15 protein-coding genes and 3 pseudogenes are annotated in these 15,893 nt (G+C 37.8%); 8 read left to right on the top strand and 10 right to left on the bottom strand.

Features of this window, described 5'->3' with window-relative positions:
- From HMPREF0518_RS00145 to HMPREF0518_RS00130, 4 genes and pseudogenes are all read left to right on the top strand, one after another.
- Positions 1 to 1,153 (top strand): restriction endonuclease (locus tag HMPREF0518_RS00145; protein ID WP_003624820.1); only part of this gene is annotated, 1,153 nt, incomplete at its 5' end.
- A gap of 79 nt (positions 1,154 to 1,232) precedes the next feature.
- Positions 1,233 to 2,543, top strand: a pseudogene (locus tag HMPREF0518_RS00140) (C69 family dipeptidase).
- Between the two features lie 204 nt (positions 2,544 to 2,747).
- Positions 2,748 to 4,133: an LPXTG cell wall anchor domain-containing protein gene (locus HMPREF0518_RS00135; protein WP_023192896.1), complete on the top strand. Its 1,386-nt coding sequence runs from the start codon at positions 2,748 to 2,750 to the stop codon at positions 4,131 to 4,133.
- Between the two features lie 96 nt (positions 4,134 to 4,229).
- A complete protein-coding gene (locus HMPREF0518_RS00130; RefSeq protein WP_012211216.1) occupies positions 4,230 to 5,003 on the top strand; it encodes a putative ABC transporter permease in 774 nt (257 codons plus the stop codon).
- A gap of 38 nt (positions 5,004 to 5,041) precedes the next feature.
- Here the strand turns inward: HMPREF0518_RS00130 and HMPREF0518_RS00125 are convergent, their stop codons facing one another.
- From HMPREF0518_RS00125 to nrdJ, 4 genes are read right to left on the bottom strand one after another with little or no spacing between them, the layout of a single operon-like run.
- Positions 5,042 to 5,602, bottom strand: coding sequence for a cob(I)yrinic acid a,c-diamide adenosyltransferase (locus HMPREF0518_RS00125; protein ID WP_003624806.1), 561 nt, complete (start codon positions 5,600 to 5,602; stop codon positions 5,042 to 5,044).
- A complete protein-coding gene (locus tag HMPREF0518_RS00120) occupies positions 5,603 to 6,127 on the bottom strand; it encodes an ECF transporter S component (protein WP_003624803.1) in 525 nt (174 codons plus the stop codon).
- Between the two features lies 1 nt (position 6,128).
- Complete coding sequence (locus tag HMPREF0518_RS00115) at positions 6,129 to 6,539, bottom strand: DUF4430 domain-containing protein (protein WP_003628011.1); 411 nt, start codon at positions 6,537 to 6,539, stop codon at positions 6,129 to 6,131.
- 19 nt (positions 6,540 to 6,558) lie between these two features.
- Positions 6,559 to 8,793, bottom strand: coding sequence for a ribonucleoside-triphosphate reductase, adenosylcobalamin-dependent (gene nrdJ / locus HMPREF0518_RS00110; RefSeq protein WP_003624800.1), 2,235 nt, complete (start codon positions 8,791 to 8,793; stop codon positions 6,559 to 6,561).
- A gap of 254 nt (positions 8,794 to 9,047) precedes the next feature.
- On the opposite strand from nrdJ, the gene HMPREF0518_RS00105 reads away from it, so the two are divergent.
- Together HMPREF0518_RS00105 and HMPREF0518_RS00100 are read left to right on the top strand one after the other, a co-directional pair.
- Positions 9,048 to 10,082, top strand: coding sequence for an AI-2E family transporter (locus tag HMPREF0518_RS00105; RefSeq protein WP_003624796.1), 1,035 nt, complete (start codon positions 9,048 to 9,050; stop codon positions 10,080 to 10,082).
- Positions 10,079 to 10,651: an SGNH/GDSL hydrolase family protein gene (locus HMPREF0518_RS00100; RefSeq protein ID WP_003624794.1), complete on the top strand. Its 573-nt coding sequence runs from the start codon at positions 10,079 to 10,081 to the stop codon at positions 10,649 to 10,651. Before HMPREF0518_RS00105 ends, HMPREF0518_RS00100 begins: the two co-directional genes overlap by 4 nt.
- 28 nt (positions 10,652 to 10,679) lie before the next feature.
- Here HMPREF0518_RS00100 and HMPREF0518_RS00095 read toward each other — a convergent pair whose 3' ends face one another.
- The 5 genes from HMPREF0518_RS00095 to trpX all read right to left on the bottom strand — a co-directional run bounded on the left by HMPREF0518_RS00095 (position 10,680) and on the right by trpX (position 14,340).
- Positions 10,680 to 10,862: a hypothetical protein gene (locus HMPREF0518_RS00095; protein WP_003624790.1), complete on the bottom strand. Its 183-nt coding sequence runs from the start codon at positions 10,860 to 10,862 to the stop codon at positions 10,680 to 10,682.
- A gap of 177 nt (positions 10,863 to 11,039) precedes the next feature.
- Positions 11,040 to 11,324: a hypothetical protein gene (locus HMPREF0518_RS00090; protein ID WP_020828876.1), complete on the bottom strand. Its 285-nt coding sequence runs from the start codon at positions 11,322 to 11,324 to the stop codon at positions 11,040 to 11,042.
- A 373-nt stretch (positions 11,325 to 11,697) separates the two neighbouring features.
- Positions 11,698 to 12,459: an ABC transporter ATP-binding protein gene (locus tag HMPREF0518_RS00085; protein WP_003624787.1), complete on the bottom strand. Its 762-nt coding sequence runs from the start codon at positions 12,457 to 12,459 to the stop codon at positions 11,698 to 11,700.
- A gap of 7 nt (positions 12,460 to 12,466) precedes the next feature.
- Positions 12,467 to 13,351, bottom strand: coding sequence for an ABC transporter permease (locus HMPREF0518_RS00080; RefSeq protein ID WP_003624785.1), 885 nt, complete (start codon positions 13,349 to 13,351; stop codon positions 12,467 to 12,469).
- Complete coding sequence (gene trpX / locus HMPREF0518_RS00075) at positions 13,348 to 14,340, bottom strand: tryptophan ABC transporter substrate-binding protein (protein ID WP_003624782.1); 993 nt, start codon at positions 14,338 to 14,340, stop codon at positions 13,348 to 13,350. Before trpX ends, HMPREF0518_RS00080 begins: the two co-directional genes overlap by 4 nt.
- Positions 14,341 to 14,687: 347 nt before the next feature.
- On the opposite strand from trpX, the pseudogene HMPREF0518_RS00070 reads away from it, so the two are divergent.
- Positions 14,688 to 15,395, top strand: a pseudogene (locus tag HMPREF0518_RS00070) (YjjG family noncanonical pyrimidine nucleotidase).
- Here the strand turns inward: HMPREF0518_RS00070 and HMPREF0518_RS11075 are convergent.
- Positions 15,392 to 15,646, bottom strand: a pseudogene (locus tag HMPREF0518_RS11075) (CorA family divalent cation transporter); the annotation flags it as partial. The pseudogenes HMPREF0518_RS00070 and HMPREF0518_RS11075 overlap by 4 nt on opposite strands.
- 5 nt (positions 15,647 to 15,651) lie before the next feature.
- Here HMPREF0518_RS11075 and HMPREF0518_RS10190 point away from each other — a divergent pair.
- Positions 15,652 to 15,893 (top strand): helveticin J family class III bacteriocin (locus HMPREF0518_RS10190; protein WP_342341409.1); only part of this gene is annotated, 242 nt, incomplete at its 3' end.

Here is a 15,893-nt window from a genome sequence, read left to right as displayed (position 1 = left end):
TTATTTTAATCAAGCTGGAATTTTTAAACCTGCTGAAAATGAATGCATTATTATTTCAAGTAATACGAAATCCAGAGGGATTAACTATAATCCATGGGAAGATGAGTTTAATGAAGATGTCGGGTATATAAATTATTATGGTGATAATAAAAGACCTGACACAGATCCTGCAACTACACGAGGGAATAAATATTTGTTGGATCAATTTAAAATTAGTCATGATCCTAATTCCGAAGTAAGAGCTACCGCTGTTCCTATTATATTTTTTGAAACACGTAAACAGGGAGAAAGAATTTTTCATGGATATGGTGTGATAAAAAATGTTAAATTGGTAACTCAATACACAGGTAGTGGGGCAGATAAAGCATATTTTTCCAATTATTTATTCACTTTCTGTGTATTTTCAATGAAAAAAGAACAGGAAGGCTTTGATTGGTCCTGGATTGAAGCGAGAAAACAGGCAGCTAAAGATAAAAATTTTCTTTCTTTAGCCAATGCGCTAGCTCCTAAAGAATGGAAATTTTGGATAAGGACTGGAGATTTAGAAAAAGTTCGCCGGAAGGTTTATGGAAGAAGTACTTCTAAAAAAGAGGAGCAACTGCCTACACCTGGTTCTGCAGATGATAAAATTTTGAATCAAATCTATGAATATTATCGTAAGAAAGATAATTCAAAAGCTCATAGTGGAGATTTTGAATTTGAAGGTCTAGCTAAAGAAATTACACGATTAATTATTGGGGATGCATGCCATGATGGTTGGGTAACTAAATCATCTGGTGATGGTGGTTATGATTTTGTTTTACGAGTAGATATTGGAACTAAGGGCATTAGCCAAGTTAGACAGGTGGTATTAGGTCAAGCTAAATGTTACCGACGAGATCAGCGTATAACAGGAGAAGCCGTTGATAGAGTAGTTGCTAGGTTAAAGCGTGGATGGATTGCAGCATTTGTGACTACATCTTTTTTCAGCGACCCAGCTCAACGCGAAATACTGGAAGACGATTATCCAATCATGTTAATTAGTGGTAAGCAGGTTGCACAGACCGTAAGAAAATATATCTATGAGAAAAATATAACTCTTCGAGAATATTTAGATTCATTGAGTCGCGATCAATCTTTTAAGTCACCAGAAGATATTCTGAAAGAAGAATAGCTAAATGTTGTATCCCATTAATTATTCCTCAAATGTTCTACAATAGACTAAAAAGAACAAAATTATAGGAGGATAAAAAATGCCATGTACAACAATTTTAGCCGGTAAAAAAGCTACGGCTGACGGCTCAACTTTAATTGCCAGAAACTAAGACTACGGTCACGCCTTCAATCCTAAACGCTTCATCGTCGTAACGCCTGACAAGCAACCTAAAGATTATCAATCAGTAACTTCTAAGTGCAAGGTAGATTTGCCTGGTAATCCAATGCGTTATACCGCTGTGCCTGAACTTGAATCAGACCATGGGATGGTGGGGTGAAGCTGGTATTAATGCAGCTAATGTCGCAATGAGTGCCACAGAGACCAGCACTACCAATTCACGTGTTTTGGGCGTTGACCCAATGAACAAAAAGGGAATCGGTGAAGAAGACTTCGTTACAATCGTTTTGCCTTACATTCACTCAGCTCGTGAAGGGGTAAAATTGCTTGGGCAATATCTAGAAAATACGGTACTTATGAATCAAACGGCATAGCTTTTTCAGATAAAGACGAAGTTTGGTACATGGAAACTATTGGTGGCCATCACTGGGCAGCTCAAAGAATTCCAGATGATTGTTACATCGCTGCACCAAACTGGTTTAGCATCACTGATTTTGACTTTACCAGCAATGATACAATGGCTTCTGCCGATTTAGAAGAAATGATTGAAAAGTATCACTTAGATGTTGATCACAGCGGCAATCCATATAATCTTCGCCACATCTTTGGCAGTCATGATGATTCAGATTATGAATACAATATTCCGCGCCAATGGTATATTCAAAAACTCTTCAATCCAAGTGATGTTCATGAACCAGATGATCCTAACTTGCCATTCATTAAAAAGCCTGAGCATTTACTCACTATTGAGGACTTCAAGTATGCTTTGTCATCACGTTATCAACATACTAAATATGATCTTTATGGCTCGCAAGGTACCGAAGCTGATCGTCATGCCTTTCGTCCAATTGGTTTTTAACGTAATCAGGAATTATCAATTTTACAAATCAGAAATGATGTTCCTAAAGAAATAGCTGGCGTTCAATGGATAGCCTTTGGTCCTAATGCATTCAATGGCATTGCTCCATATTATACTAATGTGCTTGATACGCCTAGTGTTTACCGTGATACCAAGGAACATTTTGATATCAAGAATATGTATTGGCTGACCCAAGCCATCGCTACTATTGTTGATGAGCATCCATTCCGCTACAGCGCTTCAGTTGAAGAATTACAAATGAAATTGCAAAAGGCTAATGATCAAACTGCAAAAGCTGCTTATGATGCCGCAATGAAGTGTTTCGGTGATTGTGTCGAAACTGGTGCATTGCAAATTAAATTGAATTATTAAGCTTGAAATTAAGAAATGCTCGCCGAAATGGCGGGCTTTTTTTGATAAGTTTTGTTTTATTGGATGAACAAAACTTATCTTTTGTCATAAAAGCAATGACAGAGGATAATTATTGTTTCACTCTTTCAAAAAACAGCTATATTTTGCTTTTTGCCTCTGTATAATCTCAACTAACAAATCTAAGAGTTAATGAGGAAATATGATATGAAAAAATTACTGGTCAGTGTTTTGCTTTTATTAATGCTGACGTGGGTTAAAGGAGTAAAAACTGTTCAAGCTGCGGTTAGTGACAATTTTACTAAGATTATTTTTAACGACGGTAAATCAGAAAAAGTCGAGAGTGGTCAGCTGGTGCACGTTAATGTGGAGCTTGCTTCTGTTCAAAAAGTCAAGTTAAAAAGCGATGTTCCACTGACTATTACCTGGAGCGGCTCCGATAAGGTACAGGCGAAAGGAATTAATAAAACTAAAGATATTATCGTTAAAGACGAAAACGATAGTGAACAAAAAGTTGGTACCTATACTGTTGAAGCAGATCGTGTATTAATAAAATTTAACGACAATATTGAAAAGTATAATCATCTTGTAGGACGGCTTGCATTTGATCTTTTAGTTCATAATTCAACTGATGATAAGCAGGAAATAACTGTACACGCAGGAGAAATTAAGAAGGCAATAACAGTTGATCCTTCAGATAAAAGTTCACTTCTTGCTGAAGGAACTGGCAAATTGAATCAACGTCAAGATAGTATTTCATGGGAAATAAAAGTAAATCCTGACGAAAAGGAATTTTTAGGACCTATAAAAATTTTGAATGAACTGCCAGAAGGCCTAGCTTTTCATAAAAGTACAGTAGGAATCGAAGCCGATGATGTTTTTGTCAAATTAGGCAAAGAAGAAGTTAAATTTGATCAAAATAAGTTGTTGATTAATTTAAATAATAAGGGTCGTTCACACAGAACTTTTACTCTTAAATATAAGACGAAAATTTTAGATCAAAATGCGACTACCAAGATTAATAAGATTCAATTGGAATATCAGTTGAAAGATGATGATAAGAGAAAAAGCAGTGTATATGAAGGGAGAATTCTAAATGATTTTGATGCAACTTTTGTGGGGATCCGTAATGAGAGCGATGACGAAATGGTACGACGCAAGACTCTTGAAAAAGCTGAAAGAGATAGAGGATTGTCCTTGCTGTTCTCGAGATTACTTAAATTATTAGATAGTGAAAAAGAAGACCAATCAAAAAATAATAAAGATATTGAACCAGTTAAAATATTATCTAAAACAGCCGAACCAGCATCTACATTTGAAGCAGTTAAGGAAGTAAATCCTAAAGGATTAAGCGGCTTTGACAAGAAAGAGCAAAGTAGTACAAATAATGCGCATACTAAACTAAGTGAGGATGACGCTGATTTAGATGAAGATGATGATATTAAAGATTTTTCAACTAAAGAACATTCATCTAAAAGCCATGCTGCTAAACTGCCACAAGCTGGTGAAAGTAGAAATGGAATTTTAAGTTTCGTGGGTGTATTCATTTTGCTAGCAGGAATGATAGGGTTTAAAAAGAAATTTTTAAAATAAAATAGATTTAATTATAAAATTCGGATTTTTGATAGATAAAACCTGATCTTTCACGTATTATGGAGTTATAACTTTGTATCATGAAAGAGATATAATATGCCATACTCAATTTCAGAAATTATTGTTTTATTTTTTACGTATTCTTTTATTGGCTGGCTATGGGAAACTTGCTACTGTTCAATCAATGATCATCATTATGATTATCGTGGCTTTCTTTTTGGACCATATTGTCCAGTCTATGGATTTGCAATTATGACTATTTTAATTTGTACTAAAGATGTACAAGATAACTTGTTTCTTTTATTCGTGGTCGGATTTATTGTAGCGACAGTTTTTGAATATTTTGCCAGTTTATTTCTTGAGAAAGTATTTCATATGAAGTTATGGGATTATTCTCATTTGTGGGGAAATATTCAAGGAAGAGTAGCTCCAGTTATTTCACTTTTCTGGGGAATTGGGGTAGTGCTGCTAGTTAAATTTGTTCAACCATTTATTCAAGACATTATAAACATCGAGGAAAAGGACACCCATGGATGGTTAGCCGTAGGTATTACCGTTGTGATGGGAATTGATACAGTCTTGACTATGATCAGTGTAGAAAGATTCCATACTACCACCAAGATGTGGGATGACCATATCAATCAATTCATTGAACGCGTAAGAATTAAAGTTGAAAGCAGAATGCCTGAAAAAGGTAAGTTAAAAGTTGGCGATTGGCACCATTCAGTAATGCAGCACTATAATGAATTACAGCCATATAAATTAAGCTGGAACCATAAACGTTTTCTTAAGAGTTTCCCTAAGTTAAAAGTACTTGATGCACCAAAGTTTATGGAAATTAAAAAAGATATTTTGAAAAAAGAAAATTAGATAGCAAAACAGGCAACTCAATCGAGTTGCCTGTTTTTTTAGCCATTAATTCGGTTAGGATCATGTTTTTTGCTTTTTACCTCAGTATAGTTGTCCAGAACGTTCGCGTAGCGTCCTAGTATAAAGAGATAATCAGATAAGCGATTAATGTACTTTAATATATTTTCTGAGAGTTTCTGTTCGTTCAGGTTTAAATTAACCAGAGATCGCTCGGTACGTCTAGCTAAAGTTCTCGCATACTGCAAGTTGGCACCGGTAGCCTTACCACCAGGTAGAATAAATTCAGGGATAGTAGGTATTTTAGGCGTTAGTTCATTGATCCTTTTTTCTAACGCATTAATCATTTCTGAATTAATTTCATTGTGGCGCTTAACTACGATATCTGCTTGCAATTGATAAAGTTGGCGCTGGATATTTTCCAGTTCGGGTTTTAATTCTTCGCAATTAGGAGATAAATTTGCGATTGTCACGCCAAGATAAGATTGCAGTTCATCAACGTTGCCTAAAGCTTCTAGCTGCAAATCACATTTTGGGACCATTTTACCGGTGACCTGCTTGGTAAATCCTTGATCGCCAACCTTAGTGTAGATTTTTAACAATTAGATGCACCTCCGCTGGTACTTTTTTAGTGCTAAAGTTACTGGCTTGTACAAAACGAAGTAGAAGGCAAAGTTGCCGATTGCATGGTATGTATCAAAAGCAAAACTGGAGACAAGATAGGCGATGAAGGCTGGAAAACCGCCAAAAATCGTCATGCCTAAATCAACTAGAAAACCGTATTCCCAACCGAGAAACGTAGCTAGAGCAAGCTGCATCCAAAAATGATTTTGAATAGGCAAAACTTTAGCTAACAATGCAATGGTCAATACACAACCAACATATGCCAAGATTTGGGGAATCGTCCAAATTCCAAAACCTAAGTAAATATTAGAAATGAACATTGTTAAAGCGGCTAGCAGGATTCCTGAACCAATGCCTAAAGTTAAAGTGACAATCATTAAAATATCTGTTACTGGCTGCACGTTGGGAATAGGAATAACCTTAAAGATTCGCAATACTACGCACATTGCTGTGAGCATTGCCATTAGAGCAATCTGCCTAATTTGTGCTCGTCCAGTAACCATATTACTTTACCTTATCTAACGTGAACTTTACCTTGTCCTTATTAGCGACCTTTTGCTGATTGACGCCTTTGGTTGCCCATTTTCCATTGATGGTATAGGTCCAATAAATTTTCTTCTTAGGATTCTGTTTTTTACCGTCGATTGCAGTTACAAAGCCCTTAGTTTCTTGAACTTTCCAAGCTTTTTTCAAGCCGGTAATAACTTTTGATTTCTTAGGAACCTTAACAGTTTTAGAATCTACAGTCTTTTTGCCTACTTTTAGAGTGTAATTAACTGAAATCTGCTTTTTAACTGAAATCTGATTTGAGTTTACCTTTTTAGGCGCTGCATTAACGTTTGAGACACCTGTTAAAGCTAATGTAAAAAATGCAATGATAGCAAAAATTAAGCTGAATCTATTTTGTTTCTTCATTATTTTTCCTCCGAAATAATTATTTAATTGGGCAAGCACCGCTGGCACAATCGCTTTGATCTACAAGTTCTAATCCTTTTTGATCTTTATTTTGATTTTCAAAGACTTCTTTAACATCGCCGGTAATCATGGCAACTCTATCTTCGTAGGTCTTTTTATTAATAGGTTCCTTAGGAGCTTGCTTGAGTGAGCCACCATAGTAAGGCAAAAGTGAAGTTGATTTAATGGTATGTCTGTATTGATGCAAAAGAGGAGCGATTTGATTGCTTTCGTTAGCTTGGAAAGTAACGGTACAGCTGACCGCATTATCTGACCAATATGTTTGCAAAAAGGCTTGAGTCGCAAATTGCTCTGCAATTGAAACAGTTCCAGCAGAAGCGAAGTTTTTGCTGTCAGCGTGAGCTGCACGTAAAGGAATTTCTACACAAATAGTGTTTTTAGTATAAATGTCAGGCTCGGTATGATAACCGCATTTTCTTAGTGCTGGCAAAAGCGGATCACTTGCTTGGAATCTAATTCTTTGAATCAAATAACCAGCATAGTGGAAGTGCATCCCTTCGGACACACCAGCCAATTTAGCTACCGTACCAGAAGGCTTTACCGTGGTGTGCTTAATTGATGGATTAACTCCTAATTCTTCGCTGTAGGCCTTATCAGCGGCAATGACAGCGTGATAAAGTCCATCGACCATCTTAATTCCTTGAGGATCATAGATAGGCTTTTTAATTGAAGCGCCAGTTTCCTTATCAGTTGCATCTTTAAAGCCAGTGACTACGCGATGACCTAAATCATTTAAAAGCCAGTCTTGAATACCGGACATGGAGACACCAATTCTGCGATTCTTTTGGATAATATTTCTAGAAACTTCCCAATCGTAATGACTAAAAGTTACGCGTTTAGTGTAACGAACAGCTAGGCTGAAGGCTTCCTTTAAATCCCAGCCTTGTTGTTCGGCAATGTATGGAAATACTTCAAACAAGTTGCATGGCTCGCCGTTAGCTAAGGAAATTTCGCCACATGGATTGGTACCTTCGACGTCGTCATCAATGCCTGCTTGATAGCCATCGGCAATTCGCCCATAGTTGCGTGATAAGTCGAGGTTGACTATGCCAGGTTCGCCGTTATGCATGATACCGTCAGCGATCGGACCATAATTATTAAATTTAGAGTTGATTGCGACACTATTATTTGAGGCCCAGCGGTGGTGATAAAGTTTTTCCTTATCTTGCTTCATTTTGATGAAATCTTGGTTATCGCTTGAACCCAGAGCAAGTTCAGCTGAACGACGGACATTGCCGGCAACTACTGTTTTACCGATGAGGTTACAGATATCCGTGGCATCAACAGCCGTTAGCTTTTGTCCAACACGTTCATTAATCACATTGTTAATGTCAAAGAACATTTCGACTAATGGCATTGGACCAGAAGCAGTGCCGCCGAAGCCGTGAATCTTAGCACCGTAAGGTCGAATATCGGAGATATCCAAGACTAATTTAGTTTTTTGATCTGGATTGGTGTCGTTAAAGTGCAAATCAATCAAGCGAGCGTTGGCGAGCACCCAGCCTTCACGGGTATCGGGAATTCTGTAGTAAATTACATTATCTAAGCCAGAATTATTCTTTTCCCATTCAGCCTTGTCGATTGCGCCTACTTTGAGGGATGCATCGTAGGATTTGCTATTTTTATCAATGACAACGGATAAATCGACTTGATGGTCAACTTGAGGGATTTGATTGATATTATCGTCAACCACGGAAAAGCCAACGCCGCCGCCCTTCATTAATTGATCAAAAAGAAATGAAAATGGCATGGAAACAGCTTCTTTACGCTTATCGATGTAAGTAGGAACAATATGACTGTCGCCGTATGCTTGAGGACGAATGGCAATGAACCAACAATTGTTCAGTGAATCTCCATTGCGTTTTTGATAGTCGGTTCCTGAAATCCAAAGATTACGACCAGATGGTGTTGCAGATAAGCTATAAACCAAGCGGAACAATTGTTGTGCTTCGTTAGTTAATTTATCAATGACATCTTGAGAAGGTAAATCTTGAAGACGAGGGTCGAGGTTGATATTGCCCTCAATTACCCGTTTGACTGTTTCATCCCAGTTTTCCGTTCTATTTTTTTCAGGTAGCCAACGGGCGTAGGTTCTTTTATAGGTAACCCATCCCAATTCGCCCCAATGAGGTTTGATTTCATGTTTCACTTGATCAATAAAAGTTGAATCTAGTGTGATTCTAGTAGCTGGCATATTTCTCCACTCCTAAGTAAATTATTTTGTTTCACAAGCACATCATGTATGAATGCGTATCTAAGTATACCACAATATCTTGTGGCTGAAGCTGATTTATTGTGAATAGGTTTGAGTTGTAAAATACAAATACTTTTAGAATAGGGATTAAAAATGCTAAAAAATTTTTTAGTGGAAAGTGATGTAGAAATGACAAGAAAAAAATTAGGAATGATACAATCAAACATATGAGTTAAAGAAAACGAGGTTGAGTTATGGATACTGCTTGGCAAAAATTCAAGAATAATATTCCTTTGCGTAGGTTTGTAGTATTTTTGATCATTGTTGCTTTTCTTTATGAAATGCGTGCGATGATGAATACGATTTTGTTAACGTTTATTTTTACTTATGTCATCGTGCATTTGATTCACTTAGTGCAACGTTATGTTCCTAAGATGCCAACTGGTGCGATCGTTGTTGTGACATATCTAATTATTTTAGCGTTGCTGTATTTTTTCATAACGGTCTACATGCCGATGCTAGTGGGGCAAATTTCTAAGATGGTTAAATCCGTAATGGCGTTTTATGAATCCGATGAATCGTCGAGATTGTTGTCATACGCAACGCACTATATCAGCAAAAACGAGATCATCACGCAGGCAAAACATGCCATGACGTTCGCATTTCATACGGCAACAAGTATTGGTACTTTGACGATTACTACTTTCATGTCGCTGATTTTGAGCTTCTTTTATACAATCGAATTAAAAAAGATGCGAGAATTCTCAAGCCTATTTGTTAAAAGTGGCTACTTAAAATGGTTGTTTGAAGATATTCGCTATTTTGGCAAAAAGTTTACTAATACATTCGGCGTAGTTTTGGAAGCGCAATTCTTCATCGCAATCTGTAACACAGCCCTTACGATGATTGGGTTGGCTATTATGAAAATGCCGCAGATTGTGGCTTTAGGATTAATGGTATTTATCTTGAGCTTGGTGCCAGTTGCGGGTGTGATTATTTCGTTAATTCCGTTGAGCATAGTCGGGTATTCTGTAGGCGGAATTCGCTATGCAATTTATATTTTTGTCATGATCATGATTATTCACGCAATCGAAGCTTATGTTCTTAATCCTAAATTTATGGCCAGCAAGACAGAATTGCCAATTTTCTATACTTTTTTAGTGCTTCTTGTAGCAGAACACTTTTGGGGTACATGGGGACTGATTGTAGGAGTTCCAATCTTTACGTTTTTATTAGATGTTTTAAATATCAAATCTACCAAAAAAGATAAGAAAGCTAAAGCAAAATGAGAGTACTACTTACAGGTGATAGCATTATTGCTCGATATGAAGGGAAGCCCGAGCCACATATTAACTGGAATTTAAAGCAGATATTGCCTGAGATTCAGATTGAAAATACTGCGGTTTCGGGAATTAATTCCGGAGCATTTTTTGCTCGGCTAAATGAGTTAGTATTGAGCGTGAAGAAATGCGATAATTTGGTGATTTTGTTAGGAACAAATGACTTGGCAACGCATAAGCAGGTTCCGTTAGAGCAGTTTAAAAGAAATATGCAATTAATTGCTTCGGCAGTAATATGCCAGTATTATCCGCCACATGTATTGCTCATTTCACCGCCGGCAGTAGACGAGAAGAAGCAACATGTACGCAATAATAAGCTGGTTGAAAAATATGCGGGAGTGGTTAAAAAAGTAGCAGATGAATATCATTTTCGTTATGCCAATTTATGCCAGGCAATGATAGATGCAGACGATTTAAGCATGATTTCTCGGGGAATAAAGAATGATGGCCTGCATTTTGGCGATAAGGGATATGAAATATTGGGTAATTTAATTAGTTCAGAATTGAAAAAGATGTAAAAAAAGAGACCGTGAGGTCTCTTTTTGATTATCTGATTACAGCCCAAGCTAGCCCACCAATTAGCAATAATACTAAAAATGGAACAAGGAGATAGGCAAAAAATACAAAGATTAATCCGGCTGTAATTAAAAAGAAAAAGATTTTAATTAAGCCGATTCCTAATTTGAAAAATAGCCAAATTAACAAGATGGCTAATATAAGTGAAAGCATAATTCATACCTCCATATTTTATGCCAATTATTTTACTCCAAATTAGAAAAGGTGGATTATCAACTGAGATGATTTTAGAAAAAATAAAAGATTTTGGTGAAGCAAAAAGGGTGTAGCATCGACTGCTACGTCCTTTTTTAGATATTCATTATGTTTAGAATTATTTATTTGTTTTGATTAGTCCTTGACAACGTCTTTAACGTTCAACCATTGGCTCTTGTTGATCTTAACGATCTTCTTGCCGTTAGCGTTTAAAACGCTAACTTTTTGGTTCTTAGTATCCTTAACAGTAACAAAGATCTTGTCGCCTTTCTTGATTGAAGGGTTAGTAGGAGCAACTTCTGAAACACCAAGCTTTGGAGCGTTGAAGCTAGCAGCTTGAGCAAATGAGCTAACACCTAACAAACTCATTGAAGCAACTGCAACTGAAACAACTTTAACTAATTTCTTTGAATCAAACATAATGAATACCTCGTTTTTTCTATATCGCTTTAATTGATTGGAACTTTTTGTTCCCTCATTCCTTACATCTTTATTACATAACATATGTTATTAATTGCAAGGAAAAATTGAAACTTTTTTAAAAAGAATTTAAATGGCTCAAAGCCTTGCTATGATAACAAGCATGACGATTTTTGCTTTAAAATAGTCAAAAAATAAAAAACAAATTCTTTTGTAATTTAAATAAAAAAAGACAGATACTCAATTTGAATATCTGTCTCTTGGAAAATCCTATTATGACCACAACTTAATTGTAACTGTCAGTAATTTGTTTGCCTAGTGCTAATATTACAGCTACCGGATATATTAGGACACAATCTTAAAATACAGTCACTTAGTCAGCAAAATATTGCAAAATGTCTTCTTCAGTTAATTTCTTTTTGTCTTTGCCTTTCACATCAAGCACGATTTCACCACTATTTAGAATAATCGTGCGGTTGCCATATTTGATCGCATCCTTTAATTGGTGGGTAATCATGATGCAGGTCAAATGCTCTTCGCGGACAACCTTGTCGGTTAACTCCAATAGCTCGCGGCTGGTATTAGGATCAAGTGCTGCCGTGTGTTCATCAAGTAAGAGCAGATCTGGTCGTTTAATCGTGGCCATTAAGAAACTTAAGGTTTGACGCTGACCACCAGAAAGGTTACCCACGAATGTATTAAGCCGTTCGTTTAAACCATTAGGAAGCTGTGATGTTTCCTTTTTAAAATCGTCTAGGTGCTTATCAAGTCCGCGCAAATGCAGTCCGCGGTGGTGGCCTCGCTTAGTAGCTAACAATAAATTCTCAGCCACAGTCATTCTCGGTGCCGTGCCCATCTTAGGGTCCTGAAAAACTTGCGCGATGTATTTTGCGCGTTTTACTTCAGAGTCATTAGTCAAGTTGCGCTTTTTTAAAAATATTTTTCCAGTGGTAGGAAACAGCGAGCCGTTGATGATGTTGAGCAGGGTAGATTTGCCCGCGCCATTAGTTCCAAGGAGAGTAACAAAATCGCCATCTTCCAGTTTTAAATTGATGTTTTTGAGAATCTTTTTTTCTTCATTCGTACCTGCATTAACCGTAGTCGAAATGTTTTGTAAATCTAAAATTGTATTCATGGCTTTGTTACTCCTTTTTTAATAATTTGCGCGTATGAAATTTCTTTTCAAATAAGGGAAGCATCATACAAATTGCTAAGATGATGGCCGAGATCAGTTTGAAATCGTTGGTGCTGAAGCCTAATTGCAAAACTAATAGCAGGATTAGGCGATAGATGATACTGCCGATAACCACTGCGATCAATCGCGCGGTTAGGCTTAAATCACCATAGGCTACTTCACCGATGATAATGGCGGCTAACCCAATAACCATCGTCCCGATTCCCATGTTAACGTCGGCGTAGCCACCGTTTTGGGCTAACAATCCGCCGGCTAACCCGATCAAACCGTTGGAAATCATCAAGCCCAGGATTTTCATATTATCTGTGTTGATGCCTAAAGATCGAGCCATGTTTTCGTTATCACCGGTCGCAATGAAGTTTTGACCAAGATCGGTGTTAAGGAAAAGGGCTAACAATAAAATAATTAAGATTGCGGCTAAGAGTACGATCACAATCGTAGGAAAGTTAGCCGGCAATTTTTGCAATAATTTGCCATTGAGCAAAGTTGCTTTATTGAGCAGACCCACATTGGCCTTGCCCAGGATTAGTAAGTTGATAGAATAGACGCCTGTCATGGTTAGGATTCCGGCCAGTAGTACTGGAATTTTACCCTTGGTATAAAGCAAGCCAGTCACTAGTCCGGTAAGCATCCCGCCCAAGAATGCTAAAATCGTGGCCAGCATGGGATCAACGCCGTGGACCAATGCACTGACGCAGATTGCTGCGCCGAAGGGGAAAGTGCCCTCGACCGTCATGTCGGGGAAGTTCAAAATTCTAAAGGTGAGGAAAAGCCCTAAGGCTAAGACGCCCCATAAGAGGCCTTGTCCGATGGTAGAAGTAATAAGACTCATTTGATGATCCGTCCTTTCTTGTGCGCTGCTTGCAATACCTGATTTGGAATATGAATATTTAGTTCATCGGCAGCTTTTTGATTGATGACTGTTTCGTAGCTAGTAACACGCTTAACTGGCGTAGTTGCTGGATTTTTGCCTTTTAAAATTTGTCCGGCCATTTTGCCAGTTAAGACGCCCATGTCGAATTGACTGACACAGCGCGTTGCTAAACCGCCTGACTTGACCATGGTGTCGGCAGCTGGGAAGACTGGAATCTTGGCTGCGTTCGTAGCTTTAAGCAAAGTAGCGATTCCGGAAGCTACGGTGTTGTCAGTTGGCACGTAGACCGCCTGCACCTTGCCGGCCATCGTTTGGGCAACCTGCTCGATATCGTTGGTTGAGGTGATGGTGTAAGGGCGAACCGTGATGCCTTGGGCTTCAGCTAGCTTTTTAAATTCATGGTATTCAGCAGTAGATGAGTCATCGCTTGAGGTATAGATGACGCCGATTTTTTTAGCTTTAGGCAAAATCGTTTGCAATAATTTTAGTTGAGCTGGAATTGGTTGCCTATCTTGCACGCCGGTAACCTTGCCGCCGGGACGTGTCATGCTTTTTACTAAATGTGCTCCAATCGGATCACTAACTGCACCCATGATGACCGGGACGCTGCCAGCTTGATTGGCCAATGATTGCACTGCTGGAGTCGCAATCCCAATTGTAAGGGCGGCATTTTCTTGTTTAAAATGATCGCTCATCGATTTCAAATTGCTTTGGTCGCCCTGCGCATTTTGAAAATCGATCTTCACGTTTTTATTTTCAACATAGCCTTCGTCTTTTAGCCCTTGAATGATTCTTTGATGGATCTGATCCAAGGCCGGATGACTCAGCGTTTGTAGAATTCCCACAGTTGGTCTCTTTTGCTCGGCCGTTTGCTTATTATTTTCAAAAACAAAAGCAGCAACCAGAAAAGCAAACAGAGCGATGATAGTTCCGATTAATCTTTTCATACTTAAACTCCTCTAACAAAAAAGCATTTCCGTTTGACGGGAAATGCCTAAAACAAAAACCCGCACGTCTTATATTCCGTGCGGGTAATAATTCTTGAAGATTTATCATACCAGCACAGACGCGAAAAATTTGAGTCGCATCTGTGCCCAATATAAGCGTGCAGAAACAACTCTAGTGCTGGTTTTGCCAACGATTGATTACTACATTCTTAAACATGATAAATTCTTCCTTTCTTTCAATTGATGATTGATTGATCTAAATCTTATTCGCTTGTTTAAAAGATGTCAATATAAATTTTGAAATCTGCTATAATTAAGAATCCCAGAAAAATAGAAAGGACCTACTTATGCGCTATCAACAAATTATTTTTGACGTAGATGATACGATTATAGACTTTGCGGCTGCAGAAGATTTCGCTTTACACAGCCTATTTAATGCTCATCATTGGCCTTTATCACCGGAATTGCAGCGCCAATATCACTCCTATAATCAGGGCTTGTGGTGCAGGCTTGAGCAGGGTGAAATCACTTATGAAGAATTAAGTGAAATGACTTTCCACGACTTTATCAAAAAGAATCTTGGCTTAGAAATTGATGGCATGAAAGCGATTGATTAATATCGCTCTTACTTTGGCGAAGTCCATCAATTATTGCCTGGGGTTGAAGATACTTTGAAGTTTGCTAAAAAGCAGGGCTATAAGCTGACTATTTTGAGCAATGGTGAAAAGTTTATGCAAAATCACCGATTAGAGTTGGCTGGTGTGAAAAAATATTTCGATCTAATCGTTACCTCAGAAGAGGCACATTATTCTAAGCCGAATCCGCATGCCTTTGATTATTTCTTTAGCCGCACGGAAATTGGGCCAACCGAGACCGTCTTTTTTGGCGATGGCCTGCAATCAGATATTTTAGGTGCGGAAAAATATGGTTTCGACAGTATCTGGTATAATCACCGTCACCGTAAAAATACCTTGCATTTACATCCCAAGTTTGTGGTAGAGACTTATCCAGAATTGGTTAAATTAATGCAAAATGATTTTCAGAAGAAGTATTAATCATTGTATTTTTTCTCTTCAAGAAAATACCCCAGCCAATAGTTAGGATACTAGCGACAATCATTAAGATTCAGAAACCATTTTTATCTTCTTTACCAGTTAAACCACCGACGTTCATGCCCCCAGATGCCACTGATTAAAGCCGGAACAGTGATGACTAAGGCGACTGAGTCAAGGTATTTCATCAAGTGATTCAAATGGCTGTCCATCATGGCGGTAAAGAGGCCACTGATGGAATTGAGCAGGTCAGTGGTTTATCGGTGTCAATCCAAATAAAAATCATTGGGCAAAACAAATTGCGCGTGTAGATTCTAAAGATTTTAGAACAAAGCCATATATTTCTAATACTTCCTTTCCACGTTTAGCATATTTAGATAGAGCAGGTAAGTTAAAAGATCAGTGTTCAAGTCCTTCTGATTTAAAAAGAGCTGAAGTAGCTTTATCTCCGGATTATAGTCAATTTTTGCTTGCAACAGTCGAATATGATGGCACTGGGCA

This window comes from Lactobacillus helveticus DSM 20075 = CGMCC 1.1877 (assembly GCF_000160855.1).
GTDB lineage: Bacteria > Bacillota > Bacilli > Lactobacillales > Lactobacillaceae > Lactobacillus > Lactobacillus helveticus.
This window is presented reverse-complemented; position numbering and strand designations above follow the sequence as displayed.